This is a genomic window from Streptomyces sp. NBC_00005 (assembly GCF_045160215.1).
Lineage (GTDB): Bacteria > Actinomycetota > Actinomycetes > Streptomycetales > Streptomycetaceae > Streptomyces.
Window position 1 is genome coordinate 6,268,136 of record NZ_CP108316.1, and the last position, 22,162, is coordinate 6,290,297.

The window sequence follows — 22,162 nt, forward strand, 5'->3', positions numbered from 1 at the left end:
GATCCGGAAAATATGGGACATTGGAAAGAGGTGGATGCACAGGTTCCACACAGGTCACGCAGCGTGAAGGGCCGTCACGATGTCCGTAGTCGAACAGTACGCACGAGCCCACCTGGTCACGGACGCGGACATCCCGGAGGACGAGACGATCCCCGTCGTCCTGCGCTACGACCCCGACGCCGACCCGCGGTCGGTGCGGGTCGGACTTCCCGGGACGGATGAGTGGACCTTCTCGCGTGCGCTCCTCGAGCAGGGCCTGCGCGCCCCGGCCGGCAGCGGAGAGGTCCGCGTGTGGCCGTGCGGGCGGGTGCAGGCCGTGGTCGAGTTCCACTCGGCGCAGGGCGTCTCGGTGGTGCAGTTCGAGCAGAAGGCCCTGCTGCGGTTCCTGCGCCGCACGTACATGGCGACGCCCGTCAGCAGCTGATCAGCCGCCCGACCGCACCGGTCAGCCGCCCATCTTCAGCAGCGCCGCCACGATCGGACCCGCCGTGTCACCGCCGTGGCCGCCCGCCTGGACCACACCCGCGGCCGCGAGGTCGCCCCGGAACGCGGTGAACCAGCCGTTGGGCTTCTTCTGGCCGTCGACCTCCGCCGAACCGGTCTTCGCCCCGTAGTTGGGGCCGAGGCCCGCCATCGCCTTGGCGGCCGTGCCGTAGGACGCCGTGTACTGCATGACCTCCTTCAGCTCCGCCTGCGTCGTCGACGACATCGTGCGCGAGGCCTTCGCCAGCGTGCGGTTGTCCACCGACGGGGCGACCAGGTACGGCTGGTGGAAGACGCCCGTCTCCACCGTCGACGCCACCGACGCCATGTTCAGCGGGTTCATGCGCACGCCGCCCTGCCCGATCAGCGAGGCGCCCATCTGCGCGCCGCTCTGCACCGGGATCGAGCCGTCGAACGACGGGACGCCGATGGCCCAGTTGTTCATGCCGAGGCCGTAGACCTGCTGGGCCTCGTTCGTCAGGTCGCTGTTGGACAGCTTCGGCGCGAAGTTGATGAAGGCGTTGTTGCAGGAGGCCCCGAAGGCCAGCTTGAACGTGCCCTTCTTGATCTCGGAGTCGTCGTCGTTGTGGAACGTCCAGCCGGCGAGCTTGTACGTCTTGGGGCAGGGGTGCGACTCGTCGGGGTGGACGAGGTCCTTCTCGAAGAGCATCGTCGACGTCACGATCTTCATCGTGGAGCCGGGGGCGAGGGAGCCCTGGAAGGCGACGTTGAAGCCGTGCGAGGTGTTCGCGACGGCCAGGATCTCGCCGGTCGACGGACGCATCACCACCGCCGACGCCTTCGCCTGCTTGGCCACCTGCTGCTCGGCGGCCGCCTGCAGGGTCGGGCTGAGCGTCGTCTTCACCGAGCCCGGCGTGCCCTTGGTCAGCGTCAGCAGCGTCTTGTCGGACAGCTTCGACTTCTCGGACGCCTTGCCCCGCACCACGCGCAGCTCGATGCCCGCCTTGCCGCCGGCGATCTTGCCGTACTTCTCCCGCAGGCCGTCCAACACCGGGCCCAGCGACGGGTACTTGGCCGTCGTCAGCTCGCCGCCGTCACGGTCGTACGCCTTGACCGGGGGCGTCCCGGACTCGCCGGTGACCAGCGAGTCGCCGTCCTTGAGATCGGGGTGCACGACGGAGGAGTGCCAGTCGACGTACGGCTTGCCGTCCTCCTTGCTGCGCACGACCGTCAGCGAACTCTCGTACGCGAGCGGCTTCTTGGTGCCCTTGTACGACACCGTGCCCTTCACGGAGAAGGGGACCTCGTCGCCGGTGCGGGTGCCCTCGGTGAGGGTGACGCCCGTGATGTGGGCGTCCTTGGTGTAGCCGGTCAGCAAAGTGGTGGCCGCCGTCGAGTCGTTCGTGACGGCGGCCGCCTGCGGCACCTTGCCCTGCTGCCAGGCCGTGAGGAAGCCCGCGGCCGCCGTCTTGACCTCGGCCGCGGACAGCGGACCGGTCTTGATGTCCTTGTGGTGGGCCGTCGCGGACGTGGCGGTCGACCTGTCGTCGGCCGCCGCTCCGCCGCCGTACAGCGCGTAGACGCCGAAGCCGGCGCCGCCGATCACCACGGCGATCATCCCGCCGACCACGGCGGGTTTGGTCTTCCGTCGCTCGGCGACGCGCCTTCTGTTGCCCACTGCTCCCGATCCTCCGCGATGTCCCCAGGGTCCCCGTCAGCGCACGCTGCCCTCGTTGTCCTCACAACACAACGACGGCCACCACCCTAGAGTCCCGTCCTGTACGGGTGACGTCAGCCACCAGTCCGTAGCACAGCTGCGACAATCGGACCCGCCGCGTCGATGCCGTGGCCGCCGTCCTGGGTCATGGCCGCGGCCGCGATGTCATTGCGATAACCGGTGAACCAGCTGTTGGACTTGGACTGCCCGTCGACCTCGGCGGAACCGGTCTTCGCGCCGATGGTGCCGTTCAGGCCCGCCATCACACCGGCCGCGGTGCCACTGGTCGCGGTGCGGTTCATCATCGCGCGCAGCTGGGCGACCGTACCGGCCGACAGGCCCTGGGCGGTGGCCAGTTGGCGGTCGTCGAGCTTCGGCGACACGATGATCGGCTGCCGGAAGCGGCCCGTCATCGCGGTCGCCGTCACCGACGCCATGTTCAGCGGGCTCATCTGTACCTGGCCCTGGCCGATCATGTTCGCCGCCGTGTCCGGGCCGCCGGAGGCGGGGACCGAGCCGTCGAAGGACGGGATGCCGGTCTTCCAGTTGTCCTGGCCCAGTCCGAAGCGGTTCTCGGCCTCCTTGGTGAGGGAGTCCACCTTCACCTCGTCCGCGTACTTCACGAACGCCGTGTTGCAGGAGCGGGCGAAGCTCTCGGAGAGGGTGGCCTTCTCGTTCGGGGCCATGCCCTCGAGGTTGTGGAAGGTCTGGCTCTGCCACACCGCCTCGTTCGGGCAGGGCGCCGGGCCGTTCATGCTGGTGATGCCGTTGTCGATGAGCGTGGCGGCGCTGAGGATCTTCATCGTGGAGCCGGGCGCCAGCTTGCCCAGGAACGCCGCGTTGAACGCGTCGTCGCGGTGGTTGGCGACCGCCAGCACCTCACCGGTGCTCGGCTTCACGGCCACCACGGACGACTCGGCGTACTTCTTCACCGCCGTCTCGGCCTCCGCCTGCGCGCTCGCGCTGAGCGTGGTCCGCAGCTTGCCCGGCCTGCCCTTGGCGAGCGTGAGCAGCGTGGTCTCGGCGGTGTCCTCGGCCTGGTGCTGGATGGACAGCTCGATACCGGGCGTGCCGCCCGCCGAGTCGCCGTACTTGGCGCGCAGTTCGTCCAGGATCGGCCCGAGCGACGGGTACTTCTCCTTGGTCAGCACGGCGCCGTTGCGGTCCACGGCCTCGATCTCCGGGTTCGCGGACTCACCGGTGACGAGCGTGTCGCCCGTCTTCAACTGGGGATGGACGACGGACGGCTCCCAGTCGACCAGCGCCCGCCCGGTGGTCTTCCCGCGCACCACCGTCAGCTCGCTCCTGTACGTCAGGGGCTTGGACCTGCCCTCGTACGACACCGTCGCCTTGACCGTGTACGGAATCGTCGCGCCGCTCGCGGCACCCGGCGTGATCTTCACGCCGGTGATGTGCGCGGCCTCGCCGTAGGCGGTCAGCAGTGGTTCGGCCGCCGCGTCGTTGTTCGTGTACGTCGCCGCCTGGGCCGCCTTCCCCTTCTCCCAGGCCGCGAAGAACTTCGCCGAGGTCTCCTTGATCTCGCTGCTGCTCGGCGGACCGGTCTTCACGCTCGCGGACCCCCCGGTCCCCGAGCTCCCGCCGTCGTCGCTCAGCGCCGACACGATGTTGAAGGCGCCGTAGCCGGCACCGCCCACCATCACGGCGAACACGCCGCCTACGACGGCGGTTCTGACCCCCTTGCCCATGAAGGGCCCCCTCCCCGTTCCCCGTTTCAGTGCTCGCACTGTATGTGGCGTGAGGGCCCTCTGTGGGGGGTGTTTCCGTTTGTTGTCCCAACGGAGACGGGGAAGGGGCTAGACCCAGGTATCCAGCCACATACGTGAACGCCAGTCGTCGATCGGGATGGCCGTACCGGTGTACAGAGGCCAGAAGTAGATGAAGTTCCAGGCGATCAGCAGGACCAGGACGCCCGCTCCCGTCGCCCCGGCCACACGGCGGGTGTCGCTCGACCCCGGTGGCCCGACGATCGCGCCCAGCAGCATCGCCACCGCCAGGCAGAGGAACGGCACGAACACGACGGCGTAGAAGAAGAAGATCGTCCGCTCCTGGTACATGAACCAGGGGAGGTAACCGGCCGCGATGCCGCAGGCGATGGCGCCCGCGCGCCAGTCGCGGCGGAACAGCCAGCGCCACAGGACGTACAGGACCGCGAAGCAGGCCACCCACCACAGCAGCGGGGTGCCGATCGCGAGGACCTCGCGGGCGCACTTCCCGCCCGCGTCGGCGGGGCAGCCGTCCGTGCCGGGCGAGGGGGACTCGTAGAAGTACGAGACCGGGCGGCCGTCGACGATCCAGCTCCACGGGTTGGACATGTACGTGTGCGGCGAGGAGAGGCCGACGTGGAACTTGTAGACCTCGTGCTCGTAGTGCCACAGGCTGCGCAGCCAGTCGGGCAGGAAGGTCCAGCTGCCGCCCTTGCCGTCGGTGGCGGCCCAGTTGCGGAAGTAGCCGCCGGAGCCGTTCGTGGGCGAGAGGATCCAGCCGATCCAGGAGACGAAGTAGGTGACGACCGCCACCGGGACCGTCGCCAGGAACGTGATGCCCGTGTCGCGCTTGAGGACCGCCGCGTACGGGTGGCGGGCGCCGGCGACCTTGCGCGAGCCGACGTCCCACAGGACCGCCATCACGCAGAACGCGACCAGGATGTACAGGCCGTTCCACTTGGTGCCGATGGCCAGGCCCAGCAGGAGGCCCGCCAGCCAGCGCCAGGGGCGCCACCCGAAGCGGGTCGTCTGAGCCGCGTGCGCGTCCGGACGGACGGTGCCGTCCGGGTCGGCCGGCAGCGCGGCGGCGAGTTTCTCGCGGACCCGGTCGCGGTCGATGACCAGGCAGCCGAACGCGGCCAGCACGAAGAACATCAGCACGCCGTCGAGCAGCGAGGTGCGCGCCATGACGAAGGCCAGCCCGTCGACCGCCATCAGCGCGCCCGCCAGACAGCCGAGGAAGGTCGAGCGGAAGATACGGCGCCCGATGCGGCACAGCATCAGGATCGACAGCGTGCCCAGCAGCGCGGTCATGAACCGCCAGCCGAACGGGTTGAACCCGAACATCAGCTCGCCGAGCCCGATGACGTACTTGCCGACCGGCGGATGCACGACGTACGCCGCGTCGGCCGGGATCGTGACATGCCCGTTCGTCTGCAGGATCAGGTCGTTGGCGTTCTTGTCCCAGTTGACCTCGAAGCCGCGGTGGACGAGCGCCCAGGCGTCCTTGGCGTAGTACGTCTCGTCGAATATCACCGCCTTCGGGCTGCCCAGGTGCCAGAACCGCATGACGCCCGCCAGCAGCGTGACCAGCAGCGGACCTCCCCAGCCCGACCAGCGCGTGATCCGCTCGGCGAGCGACTTCGGCACGCCGAGGACCTGCCACACACGCGGGCTGGGCCGGACGTACGGCGGCACCAGACGCTCGCGGACGTCGCTTCTGGGCCCCGCCGTGTAGCCGAAACGGCGCAGCCGCTGCTGCCACGACGGCCGCTGGTCCTGCGGGCTCTGGCCTTGGCGGGTGTCCGGGGAGGACGCGGTACTGGTCACCGCGCCATCGTAGGGAACCGTGCTGTGTGAGTCCCGTGCATGAGAGGTAACGGGGCGGTATGCGTTCGCCCGCGTCGGCCCCTGGGAGGATGGGGGGCGTGACTGGAACCCTTGTTTTGGCGGGCACCCCCATCGGCGACACCGCGGACGCGCCGCCCCGGCTCGCCGAGGAGCTGGCCGGGGCCGACGTCGTCGCGGCCGAGGACACGCGGCGGCTGCGCCGGCTGACCCAGGCGCTGGGCGTCACGCCCAAGGGGCGGATCGTGTCGTACTTCGAGGGCAACGAGTCCGCGCGTACGCCCGAGCTGGTCGAGGAACTCGTGGGCGGCGCGCGCGTGCTGCTCGTGACGGACGCCGGGATGCCGTCCGTGTCCGACCCCGGGTACCGCCTGGTCGCCGCCGCCGTCGAGAAGGACATCCGGGTCACCGCCGTGCCGGGCCCGTCCGCCGTGCTCACCGCGCTCGCGCTCTCGGGGCTGCCCGTCGACCGGTTCTGCTTCGAGGGGTTCCTGCCGCGCAAGGCGGGGGAGCGGCTGTCCCGGCTGCGGGACGTGGCCGCCGAGCGGCGCACGCTCGTCTACTTCGAGGCCCCGCACCGCCTCGACGACACCCTCGCCGCCATGTCGGAGGTGTTCGGGGGCGAGCGACGGGCCGCCGTCTGCCGTGAGCTGACCAAGACGTACGAGGAGGTCAGGCGGGGCGGCCTCGCCGAGCTGGCGGCGTGGGCGGCCGAGGGGGTGCGCGGCGAGATCACCGTGGTCGTCGAGGGCGCGCCCGAGAAGGGGCCCGAGGAACTCGACGCCGCCGAGCTGGTGCGCAGGGTGCGTGTGCGCGAGGAGGCGGGGGAGCGGCGCAAGGAGGCCATCGCGGCGGTCGCCGCCGAGGCGGGGCTGCCCAAGCGGGAGGTTTTCGACGCGGTTGTGGCCGCGAAAAACGCCGCTTCCGCGAGTCGTTCGTGAGGAGTTCGTGAACTGCGCCACACCGCCTCTGAGCAGGGCGCATCTCTCCTGAGCGTGCGCCCCACGGACAGGCAAAGGGCTGTCGCCGAAAGCAAAGCCCAGACCCCGCCGGCGAGGCCGGATGGCAAGGAGAGTCCAAATCGACTCCAACAGTCGACAGGCCTGATGCATTCGCGCCGGCGGAAGCGTCCACTGGTTGCAGGGACGCACCCGTCCCTGTGTCCAGCGGACTAGAGGAGCTGGCATGAGTGAGATCGCAGGGCAGTCTGCCCCCCGCGGCGCGGCGACCGCAGTCGTGCACGAGTCGTATTCCTTCGCCTGCATGCGCTGCGGGCAGGGCTGGGAGCAGTCCTACGAGATAGAGCACCACACCGACGCCGAGGGCCACCAGTTCGTCATGTACGTGGCCGACGGCCAGGTCGTGCCGTCTCCGCTGTCCAAGCCGACATGCCACAACTGCGACAGCCATGTCGTACGGATCATGCGGCCCGGGCAGGTCTCGTCGGTGCAGGACGCGGTGCACCGGCAGCAGCGCCGGACGCCCGAGGCCGGGCCGGTCGAGGCGCCGGAGCCGGGCGTCGAGGGCGGGCACCGGGACCACCACTGGCATCTGTCCGATCTCCTGCATCCGTTCCGCAAGGCGAGCTGACAGCTCCGGCAGCAGAGACGGGCGTGCCCCTTTCGTAGGATCGGGGCATGCCTTCGAACGAGCCCGACAAGAACGCGGCGCCGCCGCTCCCGGAGCCCCTCCGGGTGCCCGTCGCCGACTCCCACACCCACCTCGACATGCAGTCCGGCACGGTCGAGGAGGGGCTCGCGAAGGCCGCCTCGGTGGGTGTGACGACCGTGGTGCAGGTCGGCTGCGACGTACGTGGGTCGCGGTGGGCCGCGGAGACGGCGGCACTGTACGACGCCGTCCACGCGACCGTCGCCCTGCACCCCAACGAGGCGCCGCGCATCGTCCACGGCGACCCGGACGGCTGGTCCCGGCAGGGGGCGCGCGAGCCGGAGAATCAGGGGGCGGCCCGAAGGGCCTCGGTTGAGGACGGTGGTGGGAGACGGGCGGGCGGCACGGCGGCGCTCGACGAGGCGCTCACCGAGATCGAGCGCCTGGCCGCGCTTCCCCAGGTCAAGGGCGTCGGCGAGACCGGCCTCGACTTCTTCCGCACCGGACCCGAGGGCAAGGACGCCCAGGAGGCCTCCTTCCGCGCCCACATCGAGATCGCCAAGCGGTACGGCAAGGCCCTCGTCATCCACGACCGCGACGCCCACGCGGACGTGCTGCGCGTCCTCAAGGAGGAGGGCGCCCCCGAGCGGACGGTGTTCCACTGCTACTCCGGCGACGCCGAGATGGCGGAGGTGTGCGCCCGCGCCGGATACTTCATGTCCTTCGCCGGCAACGTCACCTTCAAGAACGCCCAGAATCTGCGGGACGCGCTCGCCGTGGCGCCCCTGGAACTGGTCCTGGTGGAGACCGACGCGCCGTTCCTGACGCCGGTGCCGTACCGCGGACGGCCCAATGCCCCGTATCTCATTCCGGTCACGGTGCGCGCGATGGCCGCCGTGCGCGGCATCGACGAGGACGCGCTGGCGACAGCCCTCGCGGCGAACACGGCCCGCGCCTTCGGCTACTGAGGGTGCCTCGTTCATAACCCTCCGATAACGCGAGGGAGGGCCCACCTTGGGCCTTGCCGCCACTCTGTGTAGTCGTATGACTTTGGAGAGTGATACTAGCTCCGCTAGGTTCTGGTGCCCGATTCCGGACCCCTCTGGACCCCTCCGGCCCCTGGAGCGTGTCGGCGTGAGCAGCTCGCAGTACTCGCAGAACTCGCAGTACGAGACGTATGAGGAGCACGGCCCGGACCCGGCGTACCAGCCGCCGGAGTACGGCGGTTTCGACGTGCACAGCGCGCAGACGCTGGCGTACGGGGTGTCCGGGGTGTTCCCGGCCTACGACGACACCTACCGGCCCGCCTACGAGGTGGCCCAGGCGGCCGAAGCACCCGAGCCGGTACTTCCGCGGCAGGTGGGGAGCGCGGCGGGTGAGGCAACGCCCGCGCCCGTCGCGCCCGCCGGGGCGGGGCGGCGGGCCGCACGCCGACGCAAGGCGCGGTACGCCGTGCGCTCGGACGGCTCCATGCGCCGGCTGCTGCCGCAGGCACTGGTCGTCGCGTTCCTGGCCGGCGGCACCACCGCGTTCGTCGCCAAGGACAAGGCCATCGAGCTGAGCGTCGACGGTAAACCGCGCACCCTGCACACCTTCGCGGACGACGTGACCGAGCTGCTCGCCCACGAGGGCGTCGAGGTGGGGGCGCACGACGTGATCGCGCCGGCTCCCGGCACGGCGCTCGCCAGCGGTGACGAGGTCGCGGTGCGCTACGGGCGTCCCGTGCGGCTCACCATCGACGGTCACCGGCGCGAGGTGTGGACGACGGCGCACACGGTGCAGGAGGCGCTCGAACAACTGGGGGTGCGGGCGCAGGGCGCGTACATGTCCGTCTCGCGCTCCCAGCCCATCGGGCGCACCGGGCTCGCGCTGGACGTGCGCACCGAGCGCTCCGTGACGATCATGGCCGACGGCCATGCGCGCACGGTCCGCACGAACGCGGCCACCGTGCGCGAGGCCGTCGAGGAGGCCGGGATCTCCCTGCACGGCCAGGACACCACGTCCGTCCCGGGGGACAGTTTCCCGCGCGACGGGCAGACCGTCACCGTGCTGCGGGTCACCGGCACGAAGGAGGTCCGCGAGGAGGCGATCCCCTTCAAGACGGAGCGGACGGAGGACTCCGCGCTGTTCAAGGGGACGGAGGTCGTCGAGCGCGCGGGACGGCCGGGGCTGCGCCGGGTCACCTACGCCCTGCGCACCGTCAACGGCGTCAAGCAGAAGCCGCGTACGACCGACTCCGAGGTGGTGCGCGAGCCGCGGCCCGAGGTCGTGAAGGTGGGCACCAAGCCGCTGCCGACGTCCGTGCGCGGCGCCGACGACCTGAACTGGAAGGGCCTCGCGGCCTGCGAGTCCGGCGGGCGGACGCACGCCGTCGACCCGTCGGGGACGTACGGCGGCCTCTACCAGCTCGACTCCCGGACCTGGCACAGCCTCGGCGGCAGCGGGCGACCGCAGGACGCGTCGGCGGGGGAGCAGACGCTGCGCGCGAAGAAGCTGTACGTACGCCGGGGGTCGAGCCCCTGGCCGCACTGCGGGGTGCGGCTGCACGGGTGAGCGGCGGCCCAGGGCCTGTGTCGGAGCTGGCGCCTGCCGGCCGACGCCTGGCACGCACTCTCGCCGCACCGGGCGAAGGCCCAAGTACGTCCAGTACGAGGGCTTCCGCCCGGCGCACCGAGAGCACGCACCAGACGCCGCCCGGCCCGCCCTTCGGGCGGACGACGCCACCTCCGACACAGGCCCTGGCGCCGCCCCGTACCCTTGTCGCCGTGAGCACCGCCCCCACCCCCGACGCCCTCCTGGGCCCCGCCGACGTCCGTGAACTCGCGGCAGCCCTCGGCGTCAGGCCGACCAAGCAGCGCGGACAGAACTTCGTGATCGACGCGAACACCGTCCGCCGCATCGTCCGTGTCGCCGAGGTCCGCCCGGACGACGTGGTGGTGGAGGTCGGCCCGGGGCTCGGCTCCCTCACGCTCGCCCTGCTGGAGGCCGCCGACCGCGTCACCGCCGTCGAGATCGACGACGTGCTGGCCGCGGCGCTGCCCGCCACGATCGCGGCCCGGATGCCCGGCCGCACCGACCGTTTCGCGCTGGTCCACTGCGACGCGATGCAGGTGACCGAGCTGCCGGGCCCGGCGCCGACCGCGCTCGTCGCGAACCTCCCCTACAACGTCGCCGTGCCCGTCCTCCTGCACATGCTGGAGACCTTCCCGAGCATCGAACGCACCCTGGTCATGGTCCAGTCGGAGGTCGCCGACCGCCTCGCCGCGCCGCCCGGCTCGAAGGTGTACGGCGTCCCGTCCGTGAAGGCCAACTGGTACGCCGAGGTCAAGCGGGCCGGCGCCATCGGACGCAACGTCTTCTGGCCCGCGCCGAACGTCGACAGCGGGCTCGTCTCCCTCGTCCGCAGGACCGAGCCGCTCAAGACCACCGCCTCGCGGCGCGAGGTGTTCGCCGTCGTCGACGCGGCGTTCGCCCAGCGACGCAAGACGCTGCGGGCCGCGCTCGCCGGATGGGCCGGATCGGCCGCGGCGGCGGAGGCGGCCCTCGTCGCCGCCGGGGTGTCGCCGCAGGCGCGCGGCGAGTCCCTCACGGTCGAGGAGTTCGCCCGCATCGCGGAAAACGCCCAGCACGTCGACAACAAGGAGCCCGGTCAGAAGTGAGCGTCACCGTACGCGTCCCCGCCAAGGTCAACGTCCAGCTCGCGGTGGGGGCCGCCCGCCCCGACGGCTTCCACGACCTGGCGAACGTCTTCCTCGCGGTCGGTCTCCACGACGAGGTGACCGTGACGCCCGCCGACGAACTGCGCGTCACCTGCGCGGGACCGGACGCCGAGCAGGTGCCCCTGGACCGTACGAACCTGGCGGCGCGCGCGGCCCTCGCGCTCGCCGAGCGGCGGGGCATCGAGCCGGCCGTGCACATTCACATCGCCAAGGACATCCCGGTCGCCGGCGGCATGGCGGGCGGCAGCGCGGACGGCGCGGGCGCGCTGCTGGCCTGCAACACGCTGTGGCAGGCGGGCGCCTCCCGGGCCGAACTCCTCGCCATCTGCGCCGAGTTGGGCAGCGACGTGCCGTTCAGTCTGGTGGGCGGGGCGGCGCTCGGCACCGGGCGTGGCGAGAAGCTGCGCACGCTGGATGTCGGCGGGACCTTCCACTGGGTCTTCGCGATGGCCGACCGCGGCCTGTCGACCCCGGCCGTCTTCCGCGAGTTCGACCGGCTGGGGGAGGGGATGGACATCCCCGAGCCCGTCGCCTCCGAGGAACTCCTCGACGCCCTCGCGAAGGGCGACCCGGACGCGCTCGCCGCGGCCGTCTCCAACGACCTGCAGCCCGCCGCCCTCTCCCTCTTCCCCGACCTCGCCGAAACCCTCGCCGCAGGCCGCACCGCCGGCGCCCTCACCACGCTGGTCTCGGGCTCCGGTCCGACCACGGCGTTCCTCGCGCGGGACACGGAGTCGGCGGTCAAGGTGGCGGAGGCGCTGCGCAGTTCGGGCACCTGCCGGACGGTGCGCACGGCGTCGGGACCGGTGCCCGGCGCGACGGTGCTCGCGGCGCCGCACGACGAGACCGCGCGTACCGGCGCGTAACCAAGCGCCGACGCGGGCGTCTTCGCCGTATCTCCACACAGAAGTACTGCAACGGCAGTACGGGTGGGGCGGACGGGACCGTTAGTGTTTGTTGATGTTTCAAGCGCCTGGTGTGGCGCATTTACGTCTTCTGCACTGCCGAAGGGTCACTCCCGTGTCCGAACCCCCCACCCCCACCCCCACCCCCACCCCCGCCCACCGCAGGAAGCGGTCCCTGTCCCGTCGCGGCGTCATCGGGACCGCCGCGGCCGTGGCAGGCGCGGCCGCCCTGACACCGGCGGTCTTCGCGGCCACCGAATCCGGAGAGTCCGGTGCCTCCGACAGCCCCGGCACCACGCCGGAGAAGTTCCCCGCGACCCGGACCGAGGCCGCCACCGGCACCGGCGGGGCCACCACGGCCTTCGCCGCCTCCTACGTCGGTCTGCGCTGGTCCGGCGCGCAGGAGGGCGCCGCCATCCGGCTCGCGAACGGCGACTGGCAGACCCTGACGAGCGGCTGCGCGACCGTCGAGGACGGCGGCACCGCCCTGGTCGCCGCCCAGAACGCCACCGCGTACGAGGTGAAGGCCCCGAGCGACGTCACCGACGTGCGCTCGCTGGCGATCGACACCACGGACGGCCCCGACCACACCTTCAAGGTGCCGAGCGAGCCCACGCGCGTGCGGGGCGTGCGCTATCTCTCGCGTCCGGCCTGGGGCGCCGACGAGTCCAAGCGCTACAAGGACGGCAAGGTCAACTCGCCCGAGACGTACTACCCGTTGCAGGTGATCACGGTCCACCACACCGCGACGCCGAACGGCGATCCCGACCCGGCCGCGACGGTGCGCGCGATCTACGAGTACCACGCGATCACCAACGACTGGGGCGACATCGGCTACCACTTCCTCATCGACGAGGCGGGCACCGTCTACGAGGGCCGTTACTCCGGCGACGACGGCATTCCGGCCTTCAACCCGGACGGCGACCTCGTCACCGGCTTCCACAGCGTGGGCTACAACTCCGGCGCCCTCGGCATCGCCCTGATCGGCACCCTCCAGGAGAACGGCCCCACGGCCGCGGCCAAGGCCTCCCTGATCCGGCTGATCAAGGTGATCTCCCGGTTCAAGGGCCTGGACCCGCAGGCGAGGGTCACGTACGTCAACCCCGTCAGCGGCGTGAAGAAGGACACCAACACGGTCGGCGGCCACCGCGACTACTTCGACACCGAGTGCCCCGGCCAGGACATGTACGACCTCCTCGCCGAGGTCAGGGCGGCCGCTGCCCGCTGACCTGCGGGTGATCTGCCGCTGACCTGCTGGGGGATCGGCCACCGACCGGCGCGCATTAGGCTGGGAGGCTGATCGATCCCCCGGGCAGGAGCAAAATGGCCGTCAATCTGGTCAATGTCGAGAACGTCAGCAAGGTGTACGGCACTCGTGCCCTCCTCGACGGCGTCTCCCTCGGCGTCTCCGAAGGCGACCGCATCGGGGTGGTGGGGCGCAACGGCGACGGCAAGACGACGCTGATCCGGATGCTGGCCAAGCTGGAGGACGCGGACACGGGGCGGGTCACCCACTCCGGCGGGCTCCGCCTCGGCGTGCTCACGCAGCACGACTCCCTCGACCCGACGGCGACCGTCCGCCACGAGGTCATCCGGGACATGGCCGACCACGAGTGGGCCGGCAACGCGAAGGTGCGGGACGTGCTCACCGGGCTGTTCGGCGGGCTCGACCTGCCCGGCTTCCCGCAGGGCCTGGACACCGTCATCGCGCCCCTGTCCGGCGGTGAGCGCCGCCGTATCGCGCTCGCGAAGCTGCTCATCGAGGAACAGGACCTGATCGTCCTCGACGAGCCCACGAACCACCTCGACGTCGAGGGCATCTCCTGGCTCGCCGGGCATCTGCGCGAGCGCCGTTCCGCGCTCGTCTGCGTGACCCACGACCGGTGGTTCCTCGACCAGGTGTGCACGCGCATGTGGGACGTCCAGAAGGGCGACGTCTACGAGTACGAGGGCGGCTACTCGGACTACGTCTTCGCACGCGCCGAGCGCGAGCGCATCGCCGCCACCGAAGAGGTCAAGCGGCAGAACCTGGTCCGCAAGGAGCTGGCCTGGCTGCGGCGCGGCGCCCCCGCCCGTACGTCCAAGCCGCGCTTCCGCGTCGAGGCCGCCAACGAGCTGATCGCCGACGTGCCGCCGCCGCGCGACAGCAGCGAGCTGATGAAGTTCGCCTCCACCCGGCTCGGGAAGACCGTCTTCGATCTCGAGGACGTCACCGTGCAGGCCGGCCCCAAGGTGCTGCTCAAGCACGTCACTTGGCAGCTCGGCCCCGGCGACCGCATCGGTCTGGTCGGGGTCAACGGCGCCGGCAAGACCTCCCTCCTGCGGGCCATGGCCGAGGCCGCCCGCAGCGAGGGCGAGGTGCAGCCCGTCGGCGGGCGGGTCGCCGTCGGCAGGACCGTCAAGCTCGCCTACCTCTCCCAGGAGGTCGCCGAGCTCGAACCGACCCTGCGGGTCCTGGAAGCCGTACAGCAGGTGCGCGAGCGCGTCGACCTCGGCAAGGGGCGGGAGATGACCGCAGGGCAGCTGTGCGAGACGTTCGGGTTCAACAAGGAGAAGCAGTGGACGCCGGTCGGGGATCTCTCCGGTGGTGAGCGGCGGCGGCTGCAGCTGCTGCGGCTGCTCATGGACGAGCCCAACGTCCTCTTCCTCGACGAGCCCACCAACGACCTCGACATCGAGACCCTGACCCAGCTCGAGGACGTCCTCGACAGCTGGCCCGGCTCGATGATCGTCATCTCCCACGACCGGTTCTTCGTCGAGCGCACCACCGACCGGGTGTTCGCGCTGCTCGGCGACGCCACCCTGCGGATGCTGCCGCGCGGCATCGACGAGTACCTGGAGCGCCGCCGGCGGATGGAGGAGGCGGTCGCCGCCTCGGCGCCGGTCGCGGTCAAGGCCGTACCCGAGAAGAGCGCGGCCGACCAGCGCGCCGCCAAGAAGGAACTGCAGAAGATCGAGCGGCAGCTCGACAAGGTCTCCGAGCGGGAGTCCAGGCTCCACGCTCAAATCGCCGAGAACGCCACCGACTTCGCGAAGGTGGCCGAACTGGACGCCGAGTTGCGGGATTTGACCGGCGAGCGAGAGGAACTGGAGCTGCGGTGGCTGGAACTGGCCGAGGACGCGTGAAGGGTGCGTGAAGGCGCATAACAGCGGCATCACGGGCCGGTCCTCCCTTGGGAACAGGGGATGAACCGGCCCGGTGCGTTGTCGGTCCCGGGTGATAGAAAGAGCCGTCTGAGAACTTTCTGAGTACGACTCTGGGTCCATCACGTACCTCGGGGCGTGGCTAAAAATCAGTGAACGAGGGGGAGACGCGCTGATGACTCAGCCGCCCAACCAGCCGCCGCAGCCCGGTGGTTTCGGAGCACCGCAGGACCAGCCGCAGCAGCCGCCGCAGGGTGGCTTCGGCGCTCCGCAGACCCCGCCGCCGCCCCAGGGCCCGCCGCAGACGCCGCCGCCCCCGCAGGCCCCGCCGTCCGGCGCGCCCCAGCCCGGCTACGGCTACCCCCAGGCACCGCAGCCCCCCCAGCAGCCGGGTCCCTACGGCCAGCCGTCGGGCCCGTATTCCCAGCCCGGCCCCTACGGCCAGCCCGGCGCGTACGGGCAGCAGCCCGGCCCGTACGGACAGCCCCAGCAGCCGGGCCCGTACGGCCAGCAGCCCGGTTACGGCTACCCGCCGCAGCCCCAGTACCCCGGCGGGCCCGGCACGCCGCCGCCCGGCTCCGGCTCCCGCAATCCCTTCAAGGGCAAGCCCGCCCTCGTCATCGGCGCGGTGGTCGCCGCGCTGGTCGTCATCGGCGGCACCGTCTTCGCCGTGACCAGTGGTGGCGACGACGACAAGAAGCCGGTCGCCGAGAAGAGCGACGACTCGAAGGCGTCCGCCTCCGGCAACCCGGTCAACCCCGGTGACGGCAGCGGCGACGGCGACTCGGACCCCGAGAACCTCAACGAGGCCCGCCAGGCGGGCGAGTCGAAGGTGCTCTGGTACAAGGAGGCGCCGGACGCGCCCGGTTCCGGCGCCGACGCCCCCGGCATGTGGATCACCGACAAGACGGCGGTGAAGGCGGCGTACAAGCAGGTCGTGGCCTACAACGTGGGCGACGGCAACCCCACTTGGGACCCGATCACCTTCCCGCAGAAGATCTGCGCGGTCACCCCGCAGCAGTCGGGCGACGGCAAGGTCGTGGTGGCGTACGAGAGCGGCACCAGCGACCGCGCCAAGTGCAACCAGCTCCAGCAGATCGACCTGAACACCGGCAAGAAGGGCTGGAGCGACGAGCTCGCCGACGGTGCGCTGTTCGACAGTGCCATCACCATCGAGATGTCCATCACCGGCAAGACGCTGATGGTGGGGCGCTCGCAGTCGGGCGTGGCGTTCAACGTGGACTCCGGCAAGAAGCTGTTCGACAAGAAGAAGTACGGCGACTCGTGCTTCCCGACCGCGTTCGCGGGCGGCAGCAAGCTGATCTCCGTCGCCTCCTGCGACGCCACCGGGTCGAACGAGCACGACGAGATGCAGGAGCTCGACCCGACGACCGGCAAGGTCAAGTGGACGCAGAAGTTCGACAAGGGCTGGACGGTCGCGCGGACCTACTCCGTCGACCCGCTGGTCGTCTACAGCACGAACGAGGACAAGAAGGCGTGGAACATCTCCACGTTCACCGACGGCGGCAAGTTCCGCTCGCAGGTCGGCTTCGACGAGGACTTCGGCCCCGAGTGCGGGTGGGCCATCCTCGACCGTGACCTGCAGGGCTGCAAGGGCGTGGCCACCGACTCCACCACGCTCTACCTGCCGACCGAGGCGACCAGCGGCGCGAACGAGGTCGTCGCGATCAACCTCGCCACCGGCAAGGAGAAGTGGCGCGTCAAGTCCCCGGCGGACGAGTCGATGCTGCCGATGAAGGTCGAGGGCGGCAAGCTCATCGCCTATGTGCAGCCGTCGTACGACGCGGGCGGCCAGGTCGTGTCGATCGCGACCGGCGGGTCGAGCCACAAGCCGGTGAAGCTGCTGCAGAACCCGGCGAGCACCGCCGAGATCGAGAACGGCTTCTACTCCAAGGACTTCGACTGGGTCGACGGCCGCTTCTACCTCTCGACCACCCGGCTGACCGGCAATGACGAAACGAAGGAGAAGTTGATGCTCGCCTACGGCAAGTGACTCTTCCTCCGCCCGCGCCGTCCCCGCCGCCCGGCCACCCCGTTCACGAGGTATTCACGCGATGACCCAGCCACCGCCCCCACCGCCCAACCAGCCCCCGCAGCAGGGCGGTTTCGGCCCGCCCCAGGACCAGCCGCCCCAGCCGCCGCAGCAGCCCGGCTTCGGCGCCCCGCAGCAGCCGGGCTACGGCTACCCGCAGGCGCCCCAAGCTCCGCAGACACCCCCGCCGCCGCCTCCGCAGCAGCCCGGCTACGGCCACCCCCAGGCGCCGCAGGGCCAGCAGCCGCCGCAGACGCCCCCGGGCTACGGCTACCCCGGCCAGCAGCCGAACCCGTACGGCCAGACCCCGAACCCCTATGGCCAGCAGCCCGGTTACGGCTACCCGCAGCCGACCGTGCCGCTGCAGCCGCAGGCCGGGCAGCCCACCGGCGGACGGGGTGTCAACGCGCAGCTGATCATCATCGTCGCGGCGGTCGTCGCGATCGCGCTGATCGTCGGCGGCGGCATCTGGTACGCCTCCTCCGGCAAGGACGACGGCAAGAAGGACGACACCGCGAGCTCCAGCGGCGGCACCGGCGGCAAGGAGGACAAGGGCGACACCGGCGGCACCTCCACCAAGGGCGAGGAGAAGGTGCCCGCGGACACCAGCGCCAAGGTCCTGTACCAGATCCCGGAGCCCAAGGTGGACGACAGCACCGTGGTGTCCGGTTCCTGGCTGACCGACAAGGCGTACGTCAAGGCCGGCGTCGCCGAGATCAACGGCTACGACCGCGACAAGGGCACCAAGCTGTGGACGATCAAGCTGCCCGGCCCGGTGTGCGAGGCCAGCACGCACACCACCGCGGACGACAAGACGGCCATCCTCTTCCAGCCCAAGATGCCGGCGAAGAACAGCTCGGCGGGCTGCAGCCAGGTCGCGGCGCTCGACCTGGACGCGGGCAAGAAGCTGTGGACCAAGACCGTCAACTCCGGTGACCGGGCGATCAGTCTGGACAACGTCACGGTCAGCGGGAGCACCATCGCCGTGGGCAGCACCAGCGGCGGCGCCGCCTGGGACGTCTCCGGCAAGTCCCTGTGGTCCCCGAAGCCGACGGACACCTGCTACGACGCCGGTTACGGCGGCGGCGACAAGCTGGTCGCGGTGCGCAAGTGCGGCTCGTACGACCAGCGTCAGTTGCACATCCAGACCATCGACCCGAAGTCCGGGAAGGTGATCTCGGAGTACAAGATGACCCAGGGCATCGAGTACGCCTCCGTGGTGTCGACGAACCCGCTGGTGGTGGCCGCCGACGTCGGCGACAGCGCGGGCGACGGCAGCGGCATCTCCGACTTCTTCTCCATCGACAACAAGACCGGCAAGCTGATCACCCGCATCTCGGCGCCGGGCGACCAGTTCGCGGCCCGTTGCGACGGCATCTCGAAGATCGAGGCGTGCAGCGGCATCGCGGTCGGCAACGACCGGCTGTACATCCCGACCGAGGAGCACGACGGCACCGGCGAGTACAGCCAGACCAACGAGATCGTCGCGTTCGACCTGGCCACCGGCAAGCAGACCGGCCAGCGCGCCGACGCGGGCGACGGCTACACGATCACCCCGCTGCGCATGGACGGCGGCAACGTGATCGCGTACAAGCGCCCGCCGTACGACAAGGGCGGCCAGATCGTCAGCATCGACGGCGGCTCCTTCAAGGAGACCAAGCTCCTGGAGAACCCGTCGACGGAGTCGGTGCGCGACGCGGAGTCCAGCATGTCCCCGGACTACTCCGAGATCATCTACGCCCAGGGGCACCTGTACATGTCCGGGGTGTACGCGGACAAGTCGTCGGGTTCGAGCGACAAGGAGTACCTGGCGCTCGCGTTCGGCACCGCCGGCTGAGCCTTCCAGGCACCCGCGTGACGGCCCCGCCCCTGCTCAGGGGCGGGGCCGTGCGCGTATCGCTCATCACCCTCGAATGCCAGAAATTCCGTCGATCCGGGGCACTTCTCACCAGTAGGGGGAGCGCAACGTCGAACAAGCGTGTAGCTTCCGGGGGCATGAAGGGGCGGGGGGAGCCGGGAGGGGGCTTCTGTCCGTGAGGACCAGTGGGCATCCATAGTGGGCATCCATTGGGGGGACTGGGGGGTTGCTCGATGGGAGTGCGGCTCATGGTGGTCGACGACCACCGACTGCTCGCCGAGGCGCTGGCCTCGGCGCTGAAGCTGCGGGGGCACCGGGTGCTCGCCGCGGCGGCGCCGGCCGCGGGCGCGGCGGAGCTGGTGATCACCCGCGCGCCGGAGGTGTGCCTGCTGGGCACGGCGACACCGGCCGAACCGGGCATCTTCGACCCGGTGGTGAAGATCAAACGGGAGCGTCCGCAGGTCGCGGTCCTGGTGCTGGGCCCGGTGCCCAGCCCGCGAGGCATCGCCGCCGCCTTCGCCGCGGGCGCCTCGGGCTACGTACGCCATGACGAGCGCATCGAGGGAGTGGAGCGGGCGATCATGAAGGCGAGGGCGGGCGAGGCGGCCGTGGCCCCGCAGCTGCTGCAGGGCGCCTTCAGCGAACTGCTCAACCCCGCAGCCCAGCCCGACGACGAGGGGCAGCGCCTGCTTCAGATGCTCACGCCCAGAGAGGTCGAGGTCCTGGTCAGGGTCGCCGACGGCGAGGACACCCGTCTGATAGCGGCCGGCATGGGCATCGCCCCGTCCACCGCGCGCACCCATGTGCAGCGGGTCCTGATGAAGCTGGGCGTCGGCTCCCGTCTGGAGGCGGCGGCCCTGGCGGCGCGGACCGGCCTGCTGGACAGGGCGGGTCCGATACCGCACTCGCAGCCGCCGGAGACGGAGACGGGGATGGGGACAGGGGCAGGGACCGGGCTGGGTACGGAGGCGGGGGCGGGGCCGGAGGCCTTGTAGCCCCGGCCCCGCGGCCGTCACGGCGTCGGCTCGTCCGGCCTGTCCGGCTCGCCCTCCGGCGCCGCCGCAGGAACCGGCGGCGGTGTGGGCCGCAGCTTCAGCCAGACCAGGAAGAAGATGCCGAGGAGCAGCATCCCCAGCCCTGTCCACAGGTTGATGTTGATGCCCTGTGCCTTGTCGATCTCGGCGTCGGAGTCGGTGAGGCCGGCGATCCCGACCATGAGGCCGTAGAGCACGAAGATTCCGCCGATGATGCGGCGCAGGTCGAAGATGCGGGCCGCGGTCGCGGACTTCCCCTGCAGCTCGGTGACCTCGCGCTGGACGTCCTTGTCGGAGTATCCGGAGGGCCCGGACTGATCAGTCATGGTTTTCCAACTCCTCAGTCAGGATGCCATCAGAACGAGAACGGGATGTAGCAGGCGGCGGCCAGGATCACGGCACCCCAGCCCAGCAGGGCCGGCCTGCGGTACCAGGCGTCGTCGCCGGCCGCGGGCGCCTCGGACATGCCGGGGGAGCGGGTGCCGTAGACCAGGCCCTGCAGCTCCTCGGCCGGCTTCGGCCTGGTGAACAGCGACACGATGACCATGACCACCGCACCGGCGACGAAGCCGACGATCGCGGAGACGAAGTTGGCGCCCTGGTCGGTGGGGATGTCGATGATGCCCTTCTTGTAGATCACGAAGTAGTTCACCATCGCGGCCACGGTGCCGGCGAGCAGGCCCCAGAAACCGGACTTCACGGACGCGCGCTTCCAGAACATGCCGACGATGAAGACGACGAACATCGGCACGTTGAAGAAGGAGAACAGCGTCTGGAGGTAGCTCATGATGTTCGAGAACGACGACGCCAGGAAGGCGGTGCCGACCGAGGCGCAGACGCCGATCACCGTGATCAGGCGGCCGAAGCGGACGTAGTACGCGTCCTCGCGGCCCTTGACCACGTACCGGCCCCAGATGTCGTTGGTGAACACGGTGTTGAAGGACGACACGTTGGCCGCCATGCCCGCCATGAAGGCGGCCAGCAGACCGGTCACCGCGATGCCGAGGACGCCGTTGGGCAGCAGTTCCTGCATCAGGTAGGGGATGGCGTCGTTGTACTGGTAGCCGGAGTCGGTGGTGCCGAACTTCGGCACGAGCGCGGCGGCCACCAGACCCGGGATCATCACCAGGAAGACGATGAAGATCTTCGGGTACGCGGCGATGAGCGGCGTGCGCTGGGCCGCGCTGAGGTTCTTGGCCGACAACGCGCGCTGCACCTCGGCGAAGTTGGTCGTCCAGTAGCCGAAGGACAGCACGAAGCCGAGGCCGAGGACGATGGTGAGCCAGTTGGCGCCCAGCGGGTTGGCGCTGCCGATGCCGGTGCCGCCCCACGCGGTGGTGAAGTCGGCGCCGTGCGTCCTGGTGAGTGCGTCGGTCAGGCCGTCCCAGCCGCCGACCTTCTTCAGGCCCAGCACGCAGAGTGGGATGAGGGCCGCGAGGATCACGAAGAACTGCAGCACCTCGTTGTAGATCGCGGACGACAGACCACCGAGGGTGATGTACGCCAGCACGAAGGCACCGGCGACCACGATCGCCACCCACTGCGGCCAGCCCAGCAGCGCCTCGACGACGATCGCGAGGGCGTAGAGGTTCACACCGGCGATCAGGATGGCGGCGAACGCGAAGAGGACCGAACTCAGGATGTGTGCCCACTTGTCGAAGCGCAGCAGCAGCATCTCGGGGACCGAGCGCACCTTGCTGCCGTAGTAGAAGGGCATCATCACCAGGCCGAGGAAGACCATCGCCGGGATGGCGCCGATCCAGTACCAGTGCACGGTGTACGCGCCGTACTGCGCACTGTTCGCGGCCATGCCCAGGATCTCGGTGGCGGCCAGGTTGGCCGAAATGAACGCAAGACCGGTGATCCAGGCGGGCAGTGAGCGGCCCGAGAGGAAGAAGTCGAGGGTGGTCTTCACCGATGTGCGGGCGGCGAATCCGATGCCGAGAACGACGGTGAAGTAGATGCCGAGGATCGTGTAGTCGAGCCAGTTCGTGGGGAGCCGGAGCTCGGCAGCCAGATAGGTGGGGGTGTGCATGCACGTATCTATGCCCTCCGCGCACGACATACGCCTGGTCACGATGGGCGACTCTCCGTTTCCGGCCTCCCGA

The 22,162-nt window shown here is 70.4% G+C and carries 17 protein-coding genes; 12 read left to right on the plus strand and 5 right to left on the minus strand.

The features are described from left to right. Positions 1-79 precede the first annotated feature (79 nt). Positions 80-424, plus strand: coding sequence for an SsgA family sporulation/cell division regulator (locus tag OG303_RS28900; protein WP_405871973.1), 345 nt, complete (start codon positions 80-82; stop codon positions 422-424). Between the two features lie 21 nt (positions 425-445). On the opposite strand, the gene OG303_RS28905 is transcribed toward OG303_RS28900, so the two are convergent. From OG303_RS28905 to OG303_RS28915, 3 genes are all read right to left on the minus strand, one after another. After that, positions 446-2,122, minus strand: coding sequence for a penicillin-binding transpeptidase domain-containing protein (locus OG303_RS28905; RefSeq protein WP_405871975.1), 1,677 nt, complete (start codon positions 2,120-2,122; stop codon positions 446-448). 113 nt (positions 2,123-2,235) lie between these two features. Further along, entirely contained in the window at positions 2,236-3,867 is a 1,632-nt protein-coding gene (locus tag OG303_RS28910; protein ID WP_405871976.1) for a penicillin-binding transpeptidase domain-containing protein, read from the minus strand. A gap of 108 nt (positions 3,868-3,975) precedes the next feature. Then, positions 3,976-5,715 (minus strand): dolichyl-phosphate-mannose--protein mannosyltransferase, encoded by a 1,740-nt coding sequence (locus OG303_RS28915; protein ID WP_405871977.1) that lies wholly within the window; start codon positions 5,713-5,715, stop codon positions 3,976-3,978. Positions 5,716-5,813: 98 nt separating this feature from the next. Between OG303_RS28915 and rsmI the strand changes: the two genes are divergently transcribed. From rsmI to OG303_RS28970, 11 genes are all read left to right on the plus strand, one after another. Next, complete coding sequence (rsmI, locus tag OG303_RS28920; protein WP_405871978.1) at positions 5,814-6,674, plus strand: 16S rRNA (cytidine(1402)-2'-O)-methyltransferase; 861 nt, start codon at positions 5,814-5,816, stop codon at positions 6,672-6,674. Positions 6,675-6,918: 244 nt separating this feature from the next. After that, positions 6,919-7,323: a hypothetical protein gene (locus OG303_RS28925; protein ID WP_405871979.1), complete on the plus strand. Its 405-nt coding sequence runs from the start codon at positions 6,919-6,921 to the stop codon at positions 7,321-7,323. A 47-nt stretch (positions 7,324-7,370) separates the two neighbouring features. Further along, complete coding sequence (locus tag OG303_RS28930) at positions 7,371-8,309, plus strand: TatD family hydrolase (RefSeq protein ID WP_405871980.1); 939 nt, start codon at positions 7,371-7,373, stop codon at positions 8,307-8,309. Positions 8,310-8,475: 166 nt separating this feature from the next. Continuing rightward, the gene (locus OG303_RS28935) at positions 8,476-9,894 is read left to right on the plus strand and encodes a ubiquitin-like domain-containing protein (protein WP_405871981.1); all 1,419 of its coding nucleotides are present in this window, start codon (positions 8,476-8,478) and stop codon (positions 9,892-9,894) included. Between the two features lie 212 nt (positions 9,895-10,106). Next, the gene (rsmA, locus tag OG303_RS28940) at positions 10,107-11,000 is read left to right on the plus strand and encodes a 16S rRNA (adenine(1518)-N(6)/adenine(1519)-N(6))-dimethyltransferase RsmA (protein ID WP_405871982.1); all 894 of its coding nucleotides are present in this window, start codon (positions 10,107-10,109) and stop codon (positions 10,998-11,000) included. Beyond that, positions 10,997-11,926 carry a 4-(cytidine 5'-diphospho)-2-C-methyl-D-erythritol kinase gene (locus OG303_RS28945; RefSeq protein ID WP_405871983.1) on the plus strand — a complete coding sequence of 310 codons (930 nt, stop codon included), beginning with the start codon at positions 10,997-10,999 and terminating at the stop codon, positions 11,924-11,926. The genes rsmA and OG303_RS28945 overlap by 4 nt, the downstream gene beginning before the upstream one ends. Before the next feature lie 154 nt (positions 11,927-12,080). Further along, a complete protein-coding gene (locus OG303_RS28950; RefSeq protein ID WP_405871984.1) occupies positions 12,081-13,193 on the plus strand; it encodes a peptidoglycan recognition family protein in 1,113 nt (370 codons plus the stop codon). Between the two features lie 95 nt (positions 13,194-13,288). Then, entirely contained in the window at positions 13,289-15,091 is a 1,803-nt protein-coding gene (locus tag OG303_RS28955; RefSeq protein WP_405871986.1) for an ABC-F family ATP-binding cassette domain-containing protein, read from the plus strand. 193 nt (positions 15,092-15,284) lie between these two features. After that, a complete protein-coding gene (locus OG303_RS28960; RefSeq protein WP_405871988.1) occupies positions 15,285-17,123 on the plus strand; it encodes a PQQ-binding-like beta-propeller repeat protein in 1,839 nt (612 codons plus the stop codon). 61 nt (positions 17,124-17,184) lie between these two features. Further along, positions 17,185-18,999 carry a PQQ-binding-like beta-propeller repeat protein gene (locus OG303_RS28965; RefSeq protein ID WP_405871989.1) on the plus strand — a complete coding sequence of 605 codons (1,815 nt, stop codon included), beginning with the start codon at positions 17,185-17,187 and terminating at the stop codon, positions 18,997-18,999. Positions 19,000-19,253: 254 nt separating this feature from the next. Further along, on the plus strand, positions 19,254-20,015 hold the full coding sequence (locus OG303_RS28970; RefSeq protein WP_405871990.1) for a LuxR C-terminal-related transcriptional regulator: 762 nt from the start codon (positions 19,254-19,256) through the stop codon (positions 20,013-20,015). Positions 20,016-20,032: 17 nt separating this feature from the next. Here the strand turns inward: OG303_RS28970 and OG303_RS28975 are convergent, their stop codons facing one another. Together OG303_RS28975 and OG303_RS28980 are read right to left on the minus strand one after the other, a co-directional pair. Beyond that, positions 20,033-20,380, minus strand: coding sequence for a hypothetical protein (locus OG303_RS28975; protein ID WP_405871991.1), 348 nt, complete (start codon positions 20,378-20,380; stop codon positions 20,033-20,035). 29 nt (positions 20,381-20,409) lie between these two features. Next, positions 20,410-22,089 (minus strand): sodium:solute symporter family protein, encoded by a 1,680-nt coding sequence (locus tag OG303_RS28980; RefSeq protein ID WP_405871993.1) that lies wholly within the window; start codon positions 22,087-22,089, stop codon positions 20,410-20,412. Between the last annotated feature and the right edge of the window lie 73 nt (positions 22,090-22,162).

Bases quoted from the DNA above. Each gene is read 5' to 3' on its own strand.
- OG303_RS28900 (WP_405871973.1), top strand. From the start codon at position 80: ATGTCCGTAGTCGAACAGTACGCACGAGCCCACCTGGTCACGGACGCG.
- OG303_RS28910 (WP_405871976.1), bottom strand. From the start codon at position 3,867: ATGGGCAAGGGGGTCAGAACCGCCGTCGTAGGCGGCGTGTTCGCCGTG.
- OG303_RS28925 (WP_405871979.1), top strand. From the start codon at position 6,919: ATGAGTGAGATCGCAGGGCAGTCTGCCCCCCGCGGCGCGGCGACCGCA.
- OG303_RS28930 (WP_405871980.1), top strand. From the start codon at position 7,371: ATGCCTTCGAACGAGCCCGACAAGAACGCGGCGCCGCCGCTCCCGGAG.
- OG303_RS28955 (WP_405871986.1), top strand. From the start codon at position 13,289: ATGGCCGTCAATCTGGTCAATGTCGAGAACGTCAGCAAGGTGTACGGC.
- OG303_RS28960 (WP_405871988.1), top strand. From the start codon at position 15,285: ATGACTCAGCCGCCCAACCAGCCGCCGCAGCCCGGTGGTTTCGGAGCA.
- OG303_RS28965 (WP_405871989.1), top strand. From the start codon at position 17,185: ATGACCCAGCCACCGCCCCCACCGCCCAACCAGCCCCCGCAGCAGGGC.
- OG303_RS28970 (WP_405871990.1), top strand. From the start codon at position 19,254: ATGGGAGTGCGGCTCATGGTGGTCGACGACCACCGACTGCTCGCCGAG.
- OG303_RS28975 (WP_405871991.1), bottom strand. From the start codon at position 20,380: ATGACTGATCAGTCCGGGCCCTCCGGATACTCCGACAAGGACGTCCAG.
- OG303_RS28980 (WP_405871993.1), bottom strand. From the start codon at position 22,089: ATGCACACCCCCACCTATCTGGCTGCCGAGCTCCGGCTCCCCACGAAC.